Origin of the sequence: Nocardia sp. NPDC005366 (genome assembly GCF_040606855.1) — a bacterium.
Classification (GTDB): Bacteria; Actinomycetota; Actinomycetes; order Mycobacteriales; family Mycobacteriaceae; genus Nocardia.
Genome location: NZ_JBEXFQ010000007.1, coordinates 262198 through 277412 on the forward strand (window position 1 = coordinate 262198; position 15215 = coordinate 277412).

9 protein-coding genes, 1 pseudogene and 2 CRISPR repeat arrays are annotated in these 15215 nt (G+C 64.7%); of the genes and pseudogenes, 3 read left to right on the forward strand and 7 right to left on the reverse strand.

Going from position 1 to position 15215, the window contains the following annotated elements:
* The first annotated feature begins 55 nt into the window (after positions 1–55).
* Positions 56–2846: direct repeats of the CRISPR family, unit length 37 nt; unit sequence GTTGAGATTCTCGCCGACCGCGGCGGTTCGGCGCTGG.
* A 134-nt stretch (positions 2847–2980) separates the two neighbouring features.
* The 7 genes and pseudogenes from cas2 to cas5c all read right to left on the reverse strand — a co-directional run bounded on the left by cas2 (position 2981) and on the right by cas5c (position 8163).
* Positions 2981–3271: a CRISPR-associated endonuclease Cas2 gene (cas2, locus tag ABZS43_RS11380; RefSeq protein WP_355035727.1), complete on the reverse strand. Its 291-nt coding sequence runs from the start codon at positions 3269–3271 to the stop codon at positions 2981–2983.
* A 1-nt stretch (position 3272) separates the two neighbouring features.
* A complete protein-coding gene (gene cas1, locus ABZS43_RS11385; RefSeq protein ID WP_355035728.1) occupies positions 3273–3809 on the reverse strand; it encodes a CRISPR-associated endonuclease Cas1 in 537 nt (178 codons plus the stop codon).
* Positions 3782–4060 (reverse strand): annotated as a pseudogene (locus ABZS43_RS11390) (CRISPR-associated endonuclease Cas1); the annotation flags it as partial. The pseudogene ABZS43_RS11390 and the gene cas1, both read right to left, overlap by 28 nt.
* Positions 4057–4704: a CRISPR-associated protein Cas4 gene (gene cas4 / locus ABZS43_RS11395; RefSeq protein WP_355035729.1), complete on the reverse strand. Its 648-nt coding sequence runs from the start codon at positions 4702–4704 to the stop codon at positions 4057–4059. The pseudogene ABZS43_RS11390 and the gene cas4, both read right to left, overlap by 4 nt.
* Before the next feature lie 6 nt (positions 4705–4710).
* Positions 4711–5655: a type I-C CRISPR-associated protein Cas7/Csd2 gene (gene cas7c / locus ABZS43_RS11400; protein ID WP_355035730.1), complete on the reverse strand. Its 945-nt coding sequence runs from the start codon at positions 5653–5655 to the stop codon at positions 4711–4713.
* Positions 5656–5692: 37 nt separating this feature from the next.
* Complete coding sequence (locus ABZS43_RS11405; RefSeq protein ID WP_355035731.1) at positions 5693–7531, reverse strand: type I-C CRISPR-associated protein Cas8c/Csd1; 1839 nt, start codon at positions 7529–7531, stop codon at positions 5693–5695.
* The gene (gene cas5c, locus ABZS43_RS11410; protein ID WP_355035732.1) at positions 7531–8163 is read right to left on the reverse strand and encodes a type I-C CRISPR-associated protein Cas5c; all 633 of its coding nucleotides are present in this window, start codon (positions 8161–8163) and stop codon (positions 7531–7533) included. Before cas5c ends, ABZS43_RS11405 begins: the two co-directional genes overlap by 1 nt.
* 542 nt (positions 8164–8705) lie before the next feature.
* Between cas5c and cas3 the strand changes: the two genes are divergently transcribed.
* From cas3 to ABZS43_RS11425, 3 genes are all read left to right on the forward strand, one after another.
* The gene (cas3, locus tag ABZS43_RS11415; RefSeq protein ID WP_355035733.1) at positions 8706–10979 is read left to right on the forward strand and encodes a CRISPR-associated helicase Cas3'; all 2274 of its coding nucleotides are present in this window, start codon (positions 8706–8708) and stop codon (positions 10977–10979) included.
* Positions 10980–11732: 753 nt separating this feature from the next.
* Positions 11733–12645: a CRISPR direct-repeat array (repeat unit 37 nt; unit sequence GTTGAGATTCTCGCCGACCGCGGAGGTTCGGCGCTGG).
* A gap of 1132 nt (positions 12646–13777) precedes the next feature.
* Positions 13778–14002 carry a transposase gene (locus tag ABZS43_RS11420; RefSeq protein ID WP_355035734.1) on the forward strand — a complete coding sequence of 75 codons (225 nt, stop codon included), beginning with the start codon at positions 13778–13780 and terminating at the stop codon, positions 14000–14002.
* Positions 14003–14092: 90 nt separating this feature from the next.
* On the forward strand, positions 14093–15215 hold a 1123-nt coding region (locus tag ABZS43_RS11425; RefSeq protein ID WP_355035735.1), incomplete at its 3' end, for an integrase core domain-containing protein.

A 15215-nucleotide genomic window follows, 5' to 3' on the forward strand; every position in this document is an offset into this window, starting at 1 on the left:
CGCGGCGGTTCGGCGCTGGAGCCGCGGTGCCCAGCACGTACGCGTAGCGGGCCTTGTTGAGATTCTCGCCGACCGCGGCGGTTCGGCGCTGGCGGGCGCGGCCCGGCCGATCACGTACTTGAGCGCGTTGAGATTCTCGCCGACCGCGGCGGTTCGGCGCCGGCCATTGTCAGCGATCTGCTCTGCTACCTCGCCGGTGTTGAGATTCTCGCCGACCGCGGCGGTTCGGCGCTGGGTAGTGAGGCGGACCAGTGACCGAGCATTCGAACCCGTTGAGATTCTCGCCGACCGCGGCGGTTCGGCGCCGGGACCAGTCACGCGCTCGTCGTGCAGGGCGCGAAGTCGTTGAGATTCTCGCCGACCGCGGCGGTTCGGCGCTGGCCGCAGTGCATCCCGACTTGCTCGTACAGCTGCTCGACGTTGAGATTCTCGCCGACCGCGGCGGTTCGGCGCTGGGTCGCTGAGCATGCACGGCATCAGCCGCGACGCGTGGTTGAGATTCTCGCCGACCGCGGCGGTTCGGCGCTGGTGGGCGCAGGGCATCGACCACGCCGACTACCGGACGGTTGAGATTCTCGCCGACCGCGGCGGTTCGGCGCTGGCTCTCCACCGCGCGACCCGCTCTATGTGTACCGCGTTGAGATTCTCGCCGACCGCGGCGGTTCGGCGCTGGGCGCAAAGGGTACGGATTTTCTGGCGCTGACCTGCAAGTTGAGATTCTCGCCGACCGCGGCGGTTCGGCGCTGGCGACCCGGGACAACCGGTCTTGGCCGTCGCCGATGTTGAGATTCTCGCCGACCGCGGCGGTTCGGCGCTGGTCGGCGTCCTCCGGCAGCCAGCCCGCCGTCAGCGTTGAGATTCTCGCCGACCGCGGCGGTTCGGCGCTGGCAGATGCGGACTTCGCCGATACCTGTGACCGTGCTGTTGAGATTCTCGCCGACCGCGGCGGTTCGGCGCTAGCGGCCCGTGCCGATCTCGTTCGTCTGCGCGCCGAGCTATTGAGATTCTCGCCGACCGCGGCGGTTCGGCGCTGGCCCCCGACTTGTCGTGGCTACCGGTGGGGTTGTGGTTGAGATTCTCGCCGACCGCGGCGGTTCGGCGCTGGAAGATCCATGCGAGTCTACGGAGTCGATCTCCGAGTTGAGATTCTCGCCGACCGCGGCGGTTCGGCGCTGGCCGACACCACCCGGTGCGGATGCGAAGGGATCCAGTTGAGATTCTCGCCGACCGCGGCGGTTCGGCGCTGGCGAGCACCTGCTCGCAATCGGGGGAATGCAGTATGGTTGAGATTCTCGCCGACCGCGGCGGTTCGGCGCTGGCCGGGTTGGACTACGCGCGGGCCGCCGACGCGAAACTGTTGAGATTCTCGCCGACCGCGGCGGTTCGGCGCTGGGTGTAGCTACACTATTCGGTGATCGGTGCCCGTTCCGGTTGAGATTCTCGCCGACCGCGGCGGTTCGGCGCTGGGTGTCGTGCGCCCACCAACCGCCGGTCGGACAGCTGTTGAGATTCTCGCCGACCGCGGCGGTTCGGCGCTGGAGGCCGACCATGGTCGGGAACATGTCGCGCAGCAACTCGTTGAGATTCTCGCCGACCGCGGCGGTTCGGCGCTGGCCACTGCCGCGCGCTGGGGTCGGGAGCTGGAGCGTAAGTTGAGATTCTCGCCGACCGCGGCGGTTCGGCGCTGGAAGGCTCGTGGTCCGCAGCTGAGGCCGCCGCAGAGGTTGAGATTCTCGCCGACCGCGGCGGTTCGGCGCTGGGTCCAGGTGAAAGCCGTGTCCCGGATGCCGGAGCGGTTGAGATTCTCGCCGACCGCGGCGGTTCGGCGCTGGGCCGGATCAGTGGTTGCGGCGGTCAGGACGCGGTCAAGTTGAGATTCTCGCCGACCGCGGCGGTTCGGCGCTGGCCATGTCTGTACCCGTGATCTCGACTTCGGAATCGTTGAGATTCTCGCCGACCGCGGCGGTTCGGCGCTGGAAAAGGTCTGGGCCGTGTGTGTTCTGTGAGGGCGCGGTTGAGATTCTCGCCGACCGCGGCGGTTCGGCGCTGGCGTGGATACGGCCGGTGCGGTCGCCGAGGATGCCGTTGAGATTCTCGCCGACCGCGGCGGTTCGGCGCTGGCCGGTGATCCCAGCGCGACGTCGAGCATCATCGCCTCGTTGAGATTCTCGCCGACCGCGGCGGTTCGGCGCTGGCGGCGGGCCGAGGTCGGCACGAAGCGGCTGCTGTAGCCCGTTGAGATTCTCGCCGACCGCGGCGGTTCGGCGCTGGATCCGCGATCGACACCTTGCTCGCCGACACCAAGGTTGAGATTCTCGCCGACCGCGGCGGTTCGGCGCTGGCAATTGCCCGTTCGCGCGTGCCTGCTGGAAATGGTTGAGATTCTCGCCGACCGCGGCGGTTCGGCGCTGGGCGGCCTCGATCGGGTGGGGCTCGTGCTCGTCGGTGTTGAGATTCTCGCCGACCGCGGCGGTTCGGCGCTGGTAGCGCGAGCACAGTGATCAGTTTCCCGAGCGCTGGTTGAGATTCTCGCCGACCGCGGCGGTTCGGCGCTGGCGGCGCGGGCCTGCGCCACGTACCGCGCGCCGAACTGTTGAGATTCTCGCCGACCGCGGCGGTTCGGCGCTGGATGCGGCATGGCGCGACCTACGCCGTACCGCGGTTGAGATTCTCGCCGACCGCGGCGGTTCGGCGCTGGCTTCACCTGCGCATCCTGCCCAGCTCTACCGCAATCGTTGAGATTCTCGCCGACCGCGGCGGTTCGGCGCTGGAGCCCTGCACCCGTCCCGCTTCGACCGCCGTCCAATCCGTTGAGATTCTCGCCGACCGCGGCGGTTCGGCGCTGGGCTCGATGAACTGCTGTTATGCCCTCTTTGCATGACTCTTGCGAGCTATTCGGCGTCATCGAGTGGGTATTTCTGCTGGTGATCGGTTCGGAACCTGGCGGGGTTTGGGGTCGCGTTTGGGGTTCCGAAGTGTGTTAGAGGATCAGCGGTGTGTTGTGGGGTGGTTGTGTCGCTGCGCCGAGGTGGCGGGCAGTGTCGAAGGTGCCTTGGTCGAGTTGGTAGATGCGGATGCTGTCGAGGGTGGGGGCGATGGTTTTAATGAGGGCTGCTTCGAGGAGGAGTCGGGTGGTTGGAGTACAGGTGACTTCGAAGACCGATTTCTGGACGCGGTGGCCGTAGCCTTCACAGATTTTGGCCACTTTTCGTAGCCTACGAGCGCCTTCGGGGGTGATGGTTTCGACGTCGTAGGTGATGAGGAGTTCCAATTTATGACACCGTCCAGGGGATATAGGTGTCGGTGTCACCACGAAGGTGGCGGGCGAGCAGGCGGGCTTGGATGAGCGGGAGTAGGGCAGTGGGGATCTCACGGTCGAGGTAGGCGTGGGGCCAGAGCCGTTCGCGGGCGGTGGACCATTGTTCGAGGAAGTGCTTGCGCCCTGTTTCGGTGAGTTGGGTTTGTCCGCTGGGGAGTTGCTCGGTATGGCTGGGGGCGATCTGGCCACGGTTGAGCAGGGTGAGGACGAGACGGTCGACGAGCAAGGGCCGGAATTCTTCCATCAGGTCCAGCGCAAGAGCGGGTTTGGCGGGTCTGATGCCGTGGAGGTAGCCGATGTAGGGGTCGAGGCCGACTTGTTCGAGGGCACCGTGGACGGCGGCGCGAAGCAGGCCATAGCCGAAGGACAGTAGACAGTTGACCGGGTCGGTCGCGGGACGTTTAGTGCGACCTGGGCGTGCTCCGATGGCGAGATCGGGAAGGGCTTGGAAGTAAGTTGTTGGATTCGCAGATGTGGGTTTCCGGTGCATGGTCCGCTGACGCGGGCGAGGAATTTGCCGTTGCGGGTGAGCCACGTGACACTGCGGGCGTCGGCAGCGCAGCGGTGCATGAGGTCGTCGGTGACGGTGACTCCGTTGAAGACGACGATGTCATCGAGTCGGATCAGAGGCAGTAGGTGGCGGCCCGGTTTGTCGGGGTGGTAGACGCGTAGGGCGTCACCGTCGAGGTGCAGGCTGGTGCCTGGTGTGGTGACGAAGAGGGTTTTCAGCAGTTCACTCATGGGTGATCTCGCAAGGGTCGGGGTGTGAAGAGATCGAGGGGTGTGCGGGTGGCGGTTTCAGGGAGGCATCCGGGTCGCAGCGAGCAGCGCTCGCATCGACGGTCTGCGACCAGGGGCGGTGGTGGCTCGGGATTGTCGATACGGCAGCGGATGCCCTCGACTGCTTCGCGGACCGCGGTGTGAATCGCTTCGTCTACTCTGACCTCGTAGCGGCGTCTGGTGGCCCCTGCGAAGACCTCCCCGTGTGGTATGGGTTGGTCGAACATCTCTCGTAGGCAGAGGACTTGGGCCGCGACTTGTAGGTCGGCCGGACCACCGGGACGGTATCTGCCGGACTTGTGCTCGATGGGGATCAGACCGTCGGGTCCGCGATACACGGTGTCGCATATTCCGTGGATGCCGAGGCGGTCGCTGCGCACAGGCAGCGACCGCCACAGCCGAGCACCGTCACGACCTGTGAGATTGCCACCACGGTCGACTGCGGCATGGGCGAGGTCGCCGCGGACGGTGTCGGTGTTGGACTCGAAATAGCCTTCCTGCCAGATCAGTACGGCTTGTCGTAGGCAGTAGGCCCAGTGCTCGATGGCCGAGATCGGCACACTCCAGCGGTCATCGAGCAGAAACGGCGCATCGGTCATCGTCATGCACAGTCAGTCGAAGACGTTGGTGTAGGTGATCCCAGTGGGCAGTGTCGCGGTGTCGATGTCGGGGGTGGTGTAGTCGGTGTAGCGACGTGGCACCCAGTCGCCGCTGTCCAAGACGCCGGCCTCGGCGGCGGGTGTGGGGTTGATGCGTTCGAGGAGTTTTTGTGCTGGCGCGTTGCCGAAGGCATTGTCGTGACTGAATACGTGCAGGGCGCGGGCGGTCATGCGGCCGCGAGTGGCGGAACTGTCGTGGTCGAACATCATCTCGAGAACCTGGTAGAGCAGCTCGAAGTCCTTGGTATCGACACCTGTTTGGGTGCCGCGTGCGGCGGAGTAGGTGATCTCGGCGCGGTAGAGGGCGTACGGGATGGTCCATTTCGAGCCCATCTCGGTGCTCTCGCCGTCATCGATGTCGGCCTGGCGGGTTTGGGTGACACGGGTGATGGCATGTTCGACAGGCATGACCGGTGAGAGGGAGCGGGCCATCCCGACCTGCAGTGGTCCTCGGATGGAGCCGAGGGCGTTGGTTTCCCCGGTCGAGAGCACTGCACCGAACAGTCGGATGTCGGCGTAGCGGTCACACAGCCACGCGCGGGCGGTTTCAGCCTGTTCAGGGGTAAGTTTGGCTTTGGTCTTGGCCCCCTTCTTGCTGTCTGTGGGACGTTCGACGCCAGTCGCGGACAGGGATTCAACGAGTCGGGTGTTGAGTGCGTATCCGGCTTCGATGAAGATCCCGTAGCGGGGGTGTCCGGCAGCGGCCAGCGCGAGGCAGTCACGGATTTTGCGTTTGATGGCGACGTCGGTGACCAAGCCGTGTCCACTGTCGATGTCGGTGCGGGGGGCGTTTCCGGCGTCGGGGTCACCGTTGGGGTTGCCATCGGTGACGTCGAAGAGCAACACCATGTCATGGCGCACGGTCGGGTCGAGGTGGGTGAGAGTCGTGGTGCTCATAGGGATCAGGTCTCCTGTCAGATCGGAATTATCGGGGTTACTGCTCGGTGGCGGCCGGGGTGTTTCGGTGGGCACGTTGATGGTGGTAGCCGAGGACGAATTGCTCCTGCTGGCGCAGGGTGCTGCGTGTCGGTGCTCCGCCACCGGCCTTCAACAGCGCGTACAGACGGTCCAGGTGGTTCTCGGCGCCGACACCGGCGGCGGGGTTGCGGCGACGCAGTTTCGTGATCCAGGCGATGGACTCCTTACGTCCTTGCATGAGAACCGGCCGGGGTGTGTCGATCGCGCGCCGCAGGAAGCGGTCACTGAAGGTGGAGTTCACTTCTTGCCTGGCAGGACTTGCCTCGGTGTCCGCATCGGGGTCGGCGTTCTTCCTGGGGGGCCGGTGCGCGGCGCGTTGCGTGTCGGCGAGTGCGGCGAAGAGTCGTCCGGCGACGTAGGCGGGATCGGTGCAGGTTTCGTCCAGGGTCATCGGGATCGTGGTCTCCTGAGTGGTGCGGCAGCGGTTGAGTGCGAGACGGGCCAAGGCCACGCGGCGGTCATCGATACGGCCGTCGTTGCGGATACGATGGATCAGATGCGCTCGCAACGACACCGGAACCGGACGTGCGAGGACAGCAACCTGGAACAACTGGTGTGAGACGTTGTCGGGACGGTCGGCGTTCTTGGCGCCGAAGGGCCGATACCGGTTGAACGCGGGATCCCAACGGCCCAAGGCCATGGCCAGGCGTTCGAGGCCGTGTTCCCAACGGCCTGCCGGGATCTGCGTGCCGTCCGGACGCGACAATGGTGCTGGGAATCTCGGGGTGTTGCGGTGGTCGGTGAACCAGGCGGCGATGTTCGTGTCGTGGCTGGTTAGTGTGCCGTCACCGCTGGCCAAGGCCATGTCGATGAATTCTCGGACCATGATGCGGGCGACGTTTCCACCGATCGCGAGCCAACAGAACCGGCCTTCGAGCCGCCGAGTGGGTCGCCCGCTACTCACCGAGGCGAGTAACCTCTCGACCTCGTTGGGATCCGGGTCGTCGCGGACCAGGTCGATGTAGTCGGGTTCGTCGGTGCCGATCACCCACCAGGCCAGGCGGGTGTCCTGGCCGGGAAGGCTGACGCTGTGGCGAGACGACAGCAGCGAGGTCAACCCACCCATGAGGTCGTCGGAGCACGACAGACAGATCGGTATGTGGGTCAACTGCGCGGCCAAGTCGTAACCGAAAACCCGTTCGTTGACACTCACCAACGCCGCGTCGTTGCTCGCACCCGGAACCAACGCTGCCGATACCTTCGCCGGAATCGTGTTCGCCAGCGCACCGTTACGACCGCAGATCATGCACAAACCGGCTCGGCCGCTGCCCTTCGCCTCTCCGACGCACTCGGCCCAGAATGTAGCGGCACTGGGGCTCTCGTGGACATATCGACCGTCGATAGCGATGACCACACCGTCCTTGGCACGGAACTCCTCGGGGCGCGCCAGCGCGGCGAGTACACCGGAGCGATACACCTCGACCAACCGGTGCGGCATCGGGTCCGCCTGGACCGCGACGGTCTGGGCCCAGCGCCGGATCAGGTCAACGAACGCCGCGTGACATTGCTCAACCCGCACCGGGTTGGTCACCTCATCGGCCCATCCCAGTACGTATTGCACGTCATCGGCCCCCAGCTGCGCCGATACTCCGACCGTGCGCGTGGACGCCGGAACCATATGCACCACACCATGTTTGGGTCGGTCGGGATCCGGTGTCGGTTCGAGCACCGCGGTGAACCCGCCCTCGGTGGCGCTACGGATATCCAGCTTCCAGCAAAACTCGCGTTCACGGTGGAACGCGGCGATTCCCGCAGAGTTGTCACGCCCGTAGGCGGTCAAGCGTTCCAGCAGCATCAGCCCTGTCCCGCCTCGTCGTCGGCGATGCCGTGGCGTGGGACACGCAGCACACCCGATACCAGGCGCGCGCGGAACCAACTTGAACGCCGGGGAGTGCTGGTGTAGTCGATGCTGTGCAGCATCATCCCGAGATCTGCCGACGTCGCGATCGGTTCACGGTCGTCGGGGTCACCGAAACCGGCCGGGAACTCCCGCGTCCCCAGGAACGGTTGACTGAAGCACTGCCCGCGGCTCACGCGTCGACGTAACTGATCACGATAGGCCGTGACCGGTTTATCCGCGTGCGCCAACAGATCGATCTGAGCATGGATACGGTAGGAGACATCCTTGAGGCACACCGCGTTGCGCTGCACCCGATGCGCGACAGTGTCGACCCTCCGCCCACCCGAAGCCGCCTCCGACAGCGAGACCAGATCGGATGTCTCGTTTCGGCGCAAGGTGAACATTTCGATCTCCGAAAGCACCTCGATCCGGGTGATCCGGTACACGAACTCCGGCTTCCAATAGATCGCGGTCAACACCCCCACCGCCGCCGACGGTGTCATCACCGAATAGGTCAAACGCTCAGCCGAAAGTCCAGGACGCGTGAACAACGCCCCCGGACCCGATACCTGCACAACCAACGCCACAACCCACCACCTTTCCGAATACTGTTACTGCAGAACACATTCACAGCCCCCCTGGACGCCATAACTGCGTCGGGACGCATCATGCACCACCCCACCGACACGTCCGACCAAGCAATAACCACCCCCACCCGAACATCGCTTTCTTGAGAACCGAACGAACGAAGCGCCCGACGGCGCGGACGCTTCAATCGATACGATCAGCGCGACAGCCAATCGAAAATGATCTTGCCGAGCACAAATGTCGCAATGCGGCCAGATAGCCTTGTCCCCCAAGCAACTCCGCGCATCACTCGATCGCTTCTGCTCCATTTCTCCAGCAACACCCTGTGCCGCTTCATTAGCTCTCGATTCATTAGCTCTCTTGAGTTCTCGACAGAAATTCAAGCGCACACAAGGTACCACGCCTCCGCTAAGACTTGCCTTCAAATCCATTGTCCCCCAATGGTTCACGAAACCAACCGGTCGCATCTGATGCATCGGCGCGCGAGTCGCGGCTCTCGATCCTGCGAGGCGTTCGGGGTAGTGCGGGATATGTTGTTGGGGTGAAACTTTGGGCGCACAGCCGTAGCGATGTTTCGGGGGTTCGTCATGGACTGGATGAGCATTCCCGTTCGACAGCCTGGTGGGCAGCTCGTTTCGCTTCGGCCTTCGGCGAGGAGGACCTGGCGTTCGCACTAGGCCTTTACCACGACACCGGCAAGGCCGGGTGCGGCTGGCAACAGCGTCTGATCGAGGTCGAACCGACAGGTGCCCGAGTCGGGTTACCACACAAAGAGGTCGGGGCACGAGCGTTGCGTCAGGCGGTCGGGTTGGCAGGGATCGCATTACTCGGCCATCACGGGGGCCTGGAAAGCCGCACCACCCTGCGCGATGTGTGGTCGCACCCGGACGCGGTCGACGACCCCGAGGTTCTGTCGCGGTTCTTCGGGATCGTCCCGGAAGCATCCGGTGTGCGCCTACGCAACGGAATGTTCGCGGGGCCGTGGGCGGGTGTGAAGGACAAGTTGGTCCAGGAGATGCGGCTGCGGTTGGTGTTCTCAGCCCTCGTCGATGCCGACCACCTCGATACCGCCGCGCACCGACAGGGCCTTTGCGGCCCGCAGGTCGCTGCACCCGCCGACATGAGCGAGTTGATCGCCCGCTTCGAGCACCGCCGCGCAGCATCGATCGGCGCGAGCACCGATCAAGTCGCGCAACTGCGGGCACAGGTCTACCAGGCGGCTGTCGACGTAGCACGATCCCAGCCCGGACTGTTCCGGTTGGCGGCGCCGACCGGGTTGGGAAAGACTTTCGCACAGGGCATTTTCGGATTGCGGCACGCAGCACAGTGGGGAAAGTCGAGGGTGATCGTGGCGGTGCCCTTCGTGACGATCACCGAACAGAACGCCGACGTGTATCGAGGACTGCTCGACGAGCCGGAAGAGCCGGTCGTGCTCGAACACCACGCCAGCATCCGTTTCGACGACACCGGCGGCGATCCCGGCACCCGATGGGCACGATTGGCCGCAGAGAACTGGGACGCCCCGTTCGTGGTAACCACCACCGTGCAACTGTTCGAATCGTTGTTCGGCCGCAAGCCCTCGCAGATGCGCAAAGTACACCGGCTGGCCAACGCAGTCGTGATCCTCGACGAGGTCCAAGCACTGCCCTCGCGTCTGCTGCTGCCGATCCTGAGCGCGCTGCGCACATTGACCGAGGAATTCGGCACCACGGTCTTGCTGACCTCGGCGACCCAGCCACAATTCCAAGCGCTGTCGGTGTGGCAGCACTCCGCCGAACGCGACGGCGCGCACATCCGCGAGGTGATCACCGACCCACAACCGCTGTTCGTCGCCGCCCGCCGTGTCCGCTATGAATGGAAACTCGACCCACAACCGACATGGGAAGAAATCACCCAGCAGGTCGCTGCCCTCACACAGGTGATGGTGGTGGTCAACTCCGTCGCCGACGCCCGCGCGCTGTACCGGATGGTGTCCACCTCACGGGAGGACGTGTGGCACCTGTCGACCCGGATGTGTCCCGCTCATCGGCGAGCGGTGCTGGCAATGGTTCAAACACGACTGACCGCAGGCCGGTCGATCGTCCTGGTCTCGACCCAACTTGTCGAGGCAGGAGTCGATCTCAGCTTCCCCGTCGTGTGGCGTGCGCTGGCACCGGCAGACTCGCTACAACAAGCAGCCGGACGCGCCAACCGCCACGGCGAACACAGCCAAGGCGTCGTCGTCGTCTTCGACCCGGCTCAAGGACATCGGCCCGCCGACTATGCCCAAGCATGCGCGCTGACCACCCGAATGTTCGGCCCACACGGTGCGCAACTCGACGACCAAGCAGCACTGGCCGACTACTACGGGCAGCTCTACAACGACCTCGGCCTGGACCGCCGCTCCCGCAGCTACACCACAACTCCCGTCGGGCAACTGATCCAACAACACCGCGAAGACCTCGACTTCCGCGCGGTCACCGACGGACCACTGTTCAACGCCGCCAGCGGGACCGCCCGAGACCGTAAGAAAGCGTTCAGAATGATCGACCAGGACAGCGTTCCGATCGTCATCGACGACCAGCAACACCGCCACGAAATCGACCCGCTACTCGCAGACCTCGCGGCAGGCAACATCCGCGCCGGCCTAGCTCTGCGCAAACTTCAACCCTGGACCGTACAGCTACGAACCGACCTGGCCCGGCGCAGCGAGATCGCTGCACTCATACAACCGGTAGCCGGAGATCTGGGCCGCTGGCAAGGAACATACGATTGGACACAAAGTACCGCCCGAGGTGTGGGCCTCGACGAAGCAGACATGACGACCATATTCTGACCGCCCACCCCAACACCGCACCAAGCACGCGCCAATTCCTATCAGGCGAGAATCTCAACATTAGGTCCCTTGTGCTGTCGACATCCAGAACCTGGCGATCTGGCACCCCGGTGTGGGGTGTCTCGCCAGAGATATAGCCCCTTGGTTCGGGGGTGATAGTCGCGTTGACTTCAGCCACGGTGTTGAGATTCTCGCCGACCGCGCGCGAGCCACACGCAACTGGCTGGGCCCACATCTGGACGGCGAAATAGAGATTTTAGCGGGTCGTCACGGATTGAAGCTGGCCACCAGGCACAGTGCCCACGACCTATGATGAGTTGCGTTGCTGACCCCATAGATTCCCGCTGGCGGGAAGCACTCTCGCTACTGACTGCATCGAACCAATCTATGCTGCGCTGCCGTGTCCACATTCCTTCCACCAGTCAGACTGACCCTTCTCGACTGACCGGTTCGTGGTTCAGGTCATGCACGAGGGGATCATGCTGACCCCACCGGTAGTGTTGTATCCGCAGTACACGCAGCGGAATTCGGGGCGTCGTGGCCAGGTTCGGGACTTCGCCTGGTAGTCGATGACGTGCCCAGCGCCGAGGACTGTCTTCTGATGTCTTAACCACTGGGCGCGGTTGACCGCCGTGTCCTCATCGCGCCAAGCGGCACGGCGGATATCAGTGAACGCGACGGCGTTGACCTGCGACATCAACTGAACCTGGATCGAACACAACCCGGCTCTATTACCGGGCGGACTCGATATCGGGGACTTGCCACGCCGACCGCGGAGGTTCGGCGCTGGGGTCGGTGATTGGGCCGCTGCGACCGAGCCATGGCGTGTTGAGATTCTCGCCGACCGCGGAGGTTCGGCGCTGGCACCCAAATTGGGGGACTTCGAGAGGTTGCCCCGGCGTTGAGATTCTCGCCGACCGCGGAGGTTCGGCGCTGGCCGGCGCGCATCACAGCGCCCTGGATACGTTCGGTCGGGTTGAGATTCTCGCCGACCGCGGAGGTTCGGCGCTGGGCCCGTCGCCCCCGAGCCGCGCCCACAGCCGCCGAACATGGTTGAGATTCTCGCCGACCGCGGAGGTTCGGCGCTGGATGCTGTTCGGTCCGGCCCCCCGTGTCGAGACACGGTTGAGATTCTCGCCGACCGCGGAGGTTCGGCGCTGGCATCTCGAAGGCGCTCAGCCATGCCCCCGAAGAAGTTGAGATTCTCGCCGACCGCGGAGGTTCGGCGCTGGCGTCTGAGAGGAGGTGTAACCCATGGCACTCGTAGTGTTGAGATTCTCGCCGACCGCGGAGGTTCGGCGCTGGGCGCGAACGATTGGTCGTAGGCGCGGTCGGCGTCGAGGTTGAGATTCTCGCCGACCGCGGAGGTTCGGCGCTGGGATCGGTCGCCCACGGGACGAGATGCCCGGACAGGTTGAGATTCTCGCCGACCGCGGAGGTTCGGCGCTGGGCCGGATGCCGACTGGCCGATGCGGTCGACCTCGTTGTTGAGATTCTCGCCGACCGCGGAGGTTCGGCGCTGGCGGTGGTGCTGGTCGTCTCGTTCGGGTAGCGGATGTTGAGATTCTCGCCGACCGCGGAGGTTCGGCGCTGGCTCGAAACCGGGATCCTGGCCCGGCTGGAGCACCGGTTGAGATTCTCGCCGACCGCGGAGGTTCGGCGCTGGGCTCGATTACATGGTGCAATGCCATTCTGGGGTGTTTGGCTGTGCTCGTTTGATGTCATCGAATGTGCGTTTGTGCTGGTGGCTGATTAAGAACCTAGTGGGGTTCGGGGTCGCGTTTGGGGTTCCGAGGTGTGTGCAGGGGCTTGAACTGCGTCGCGGTGCCAGGTGGCGGGCAGTGTTGAAAGTACCTTGGTCGAGTTCGTAGATGCGGATGCTGTCCAGGACATGGTCGATGGTCCCGCGTCGTTCTCGCAGCCCTGTCGCGATCAAGACTCGCACAATCGTCGTCTTGTCGCCCCACCGCAGAACGGTTGCCGACGGCTGACCGTAGCCTCCCGCCGTATTCGCGGCACCGCAACCCGCATTCGCCCAGACTTCAGAATGGCGCACCGATGCATTGGTAGTGGGCAGAGCAATTAGTCTGGCTCTTCTCGGATCGTTTCGGAGGTCTTTCGGCCTGACTGTCGGCGGCCAGCATGAGCGCCCCGCCCGCGACCACCGACACCCGACCACAGCAGGGACCGAGGCGACCACTCCGATCTCCACAGCCCCTATCCCGCTAACCTCCCCCCGCACAGCACCTCATCCCAACTCGACCAACTACTTCTCAACTATCTGTCGCTTCTCATTTGGTCTGTCGGGACCGTGTTCGTCGACCTGCGGTTCGCCATTCGCGTTCCCGTCATCGTTCCTCTTCGTTTCTCATTTGAAGTGGCGGATTTCAGATGGCACCTGGTGTCGCCACGCCCTCGGCGACCACGACCGAGGACGATCACCCTTGGCGCACTGACTCTTGAGTAGCGGTCTTCTCTGCCAGTCGTCTTCGCCGCCGCAGTCGACAACCGGACTCGGGGGTCGGGGAACATACAGGAGAAAAGTCACGGTAGTGAGTTGCCGCATATAGCCGCGCACTATGTGCGACAACTCGGCGGCCATGCTGGCGAAACCGACCTCTGTCCCCTGGTCGACTCCCGAAACTATGTGCGGTAGTACCGATTCAAGTCGGTCGATGCCCCTATGACGGCCGATCGTGCGCTACCGGAACATTTCGCGCCGATGTTCCTCTGTCGCGCGTCAGACTTTGTGGCAGGGCCCGCTGTTTGCGGGTTTGACCAGTGAGGGAGTCTGAATCATGGCGAAACCGTCGGCTGTTCCGGCCGAGGAGAAGGCGAGGATCGTGTTGTCGGTCCTGGCCGGTGAGTTGGCCGTGGCCGAGGCAGCCCGGCGGGCGAAGGTGTCCGAACCGTCTGCAGGGAACTGGAAACGGGCAGTTCCTCGAGGCGGGCCGTGCCGGTTTGACGGCCGGCAAGTCCGGGTCCTCGACCCGGGAGCAGCAGCTCGAAGCCGAGATCGCTGATCTGACCCAGGCGTTGGGAGAGGCGCATCTGGCGACGCGCGTGTGGAAGAAGTCCGCGCAAGCCCGGTTGGGCCCTTCGAGGACCTCGAGGTGATCCGCGTCGAGGCGGGCATGCCGACCACGAGGTTCTGTGCAGTGGTCGGTGTGCCCGAACGGACGTGGCGCCGTAAGCAGGCTCGCGCCCGAGCAGGGGTCCCGACTATCGGACCGTGGCCTCGGCCGGCACGCGAGAAGGCCCGTGAGGCGGCGCGCCGGCACGCGTTGGCCCATCCGGCGTGGGGACACCGCAAGGTGTGGGCGATGTGCCGCTTCGACGGGCACCGGGTGTCGCAGGCCACGGTGCTGCGGTGCCTGCGCGACGAGGGCCTGCTGCTGTCGGCGGCGTATCAGCGGGAGCGCCGCCAGCTCGCCGCCCGCCGCAAGGCCGCGTTCGCTGTCGAGCCGAACGGACCGAATCAGGTGTGGCAGTTGGATTTCAGCGAGTTCGAGACCGCCGCCGGCGGGACGTGGAGGATCGCCGGATGCCGGGACTACTGGTCGAAGTATGAGTATCCCTGGCATGTGTCGCCGACGGCGAACCAGCACGACGCGATCACCACGATCGAGCTCGCCCTCGCCGACTACGAGCAGACGTTCGGGCATCCGCTGTCCGCGACGGCCGGTCGCGACGCCGAGAACGTCCCGGCGCCCGCGGTGACGATCGTGACCGACAACGCCGGCCCGTTCCGTTCGTTCCGGTTCGAGGCGTTCATCGCCGCGCACCCCGAACTGCGCCACGTCCGCACCCGGGTCAGGTCACCGGGCCAGAACGGTTCGCGTGAACGCGGTTTCGGCTCGTTGAAATACGAGCGGCTGTTCCTAGAGGAGATCGACGACGCCCTGGACCTGGTGGAACACGCCGATGCCTACCGAGTCGAGTACAATACCATCCGCCCGCACGAGGCAATCGCCTGGAACCGGCCCCTGGCCGTCCACCTCCGCACCGCCGACCCCTTGACCCCAACTTTCCCGAGACCGAAAACCTGCCAACTACTTGAAGCGGGACACCTCGACCCCCGACTAAAACACGATCAGACCGCGCTGCGCGAGTATCCGGACCAAACCGGAAAGCCGAAGGCCCCGCGTTCCGCAGAATTAGGGGGTTCTGGAGGGAAGCGAGGGTATGAATCCGCAGGTCGCGGGGTCTGGTGCGGGAGCTGCGGGCAGAATATGC

Coding starts and splice junctions, on each gene's coding strand:
- ABZS43_RS11405 (WP_355035731.1), bottom strand. CDS start 7,531: ATGCTGCTGGAACGCTTGACCGCCTACGGGCGTGACAACTCTGCGGGA.
- cas7c (WP_355035730.1), bottom strand. CDS start 5,655: ATGAGCACCACGACTCTCACCCACCTCGACCCGACCGTGCGCCATGAC.
- cas1 (WP_355035728.1), bottom strand. CDS start 3,809: ATGCACCGGAAACCCACATCTGCGAATCCAACAACTTACTTCCAAGCC.
- ABZS43_RS11420 (WP_355035734.1), top strand. CDS start 13,778: ATGGCGAAACCGTCGGCTGTTCCGGCCGAGGAGAAGGCGAGGATCGTG.
- cas4 (WP_355035729.1), bottom strand. CDS start 4,704: ATGACGATGACCGATGCGCCGTTTCTGCTCGATGACCGCTGGAGTGTG.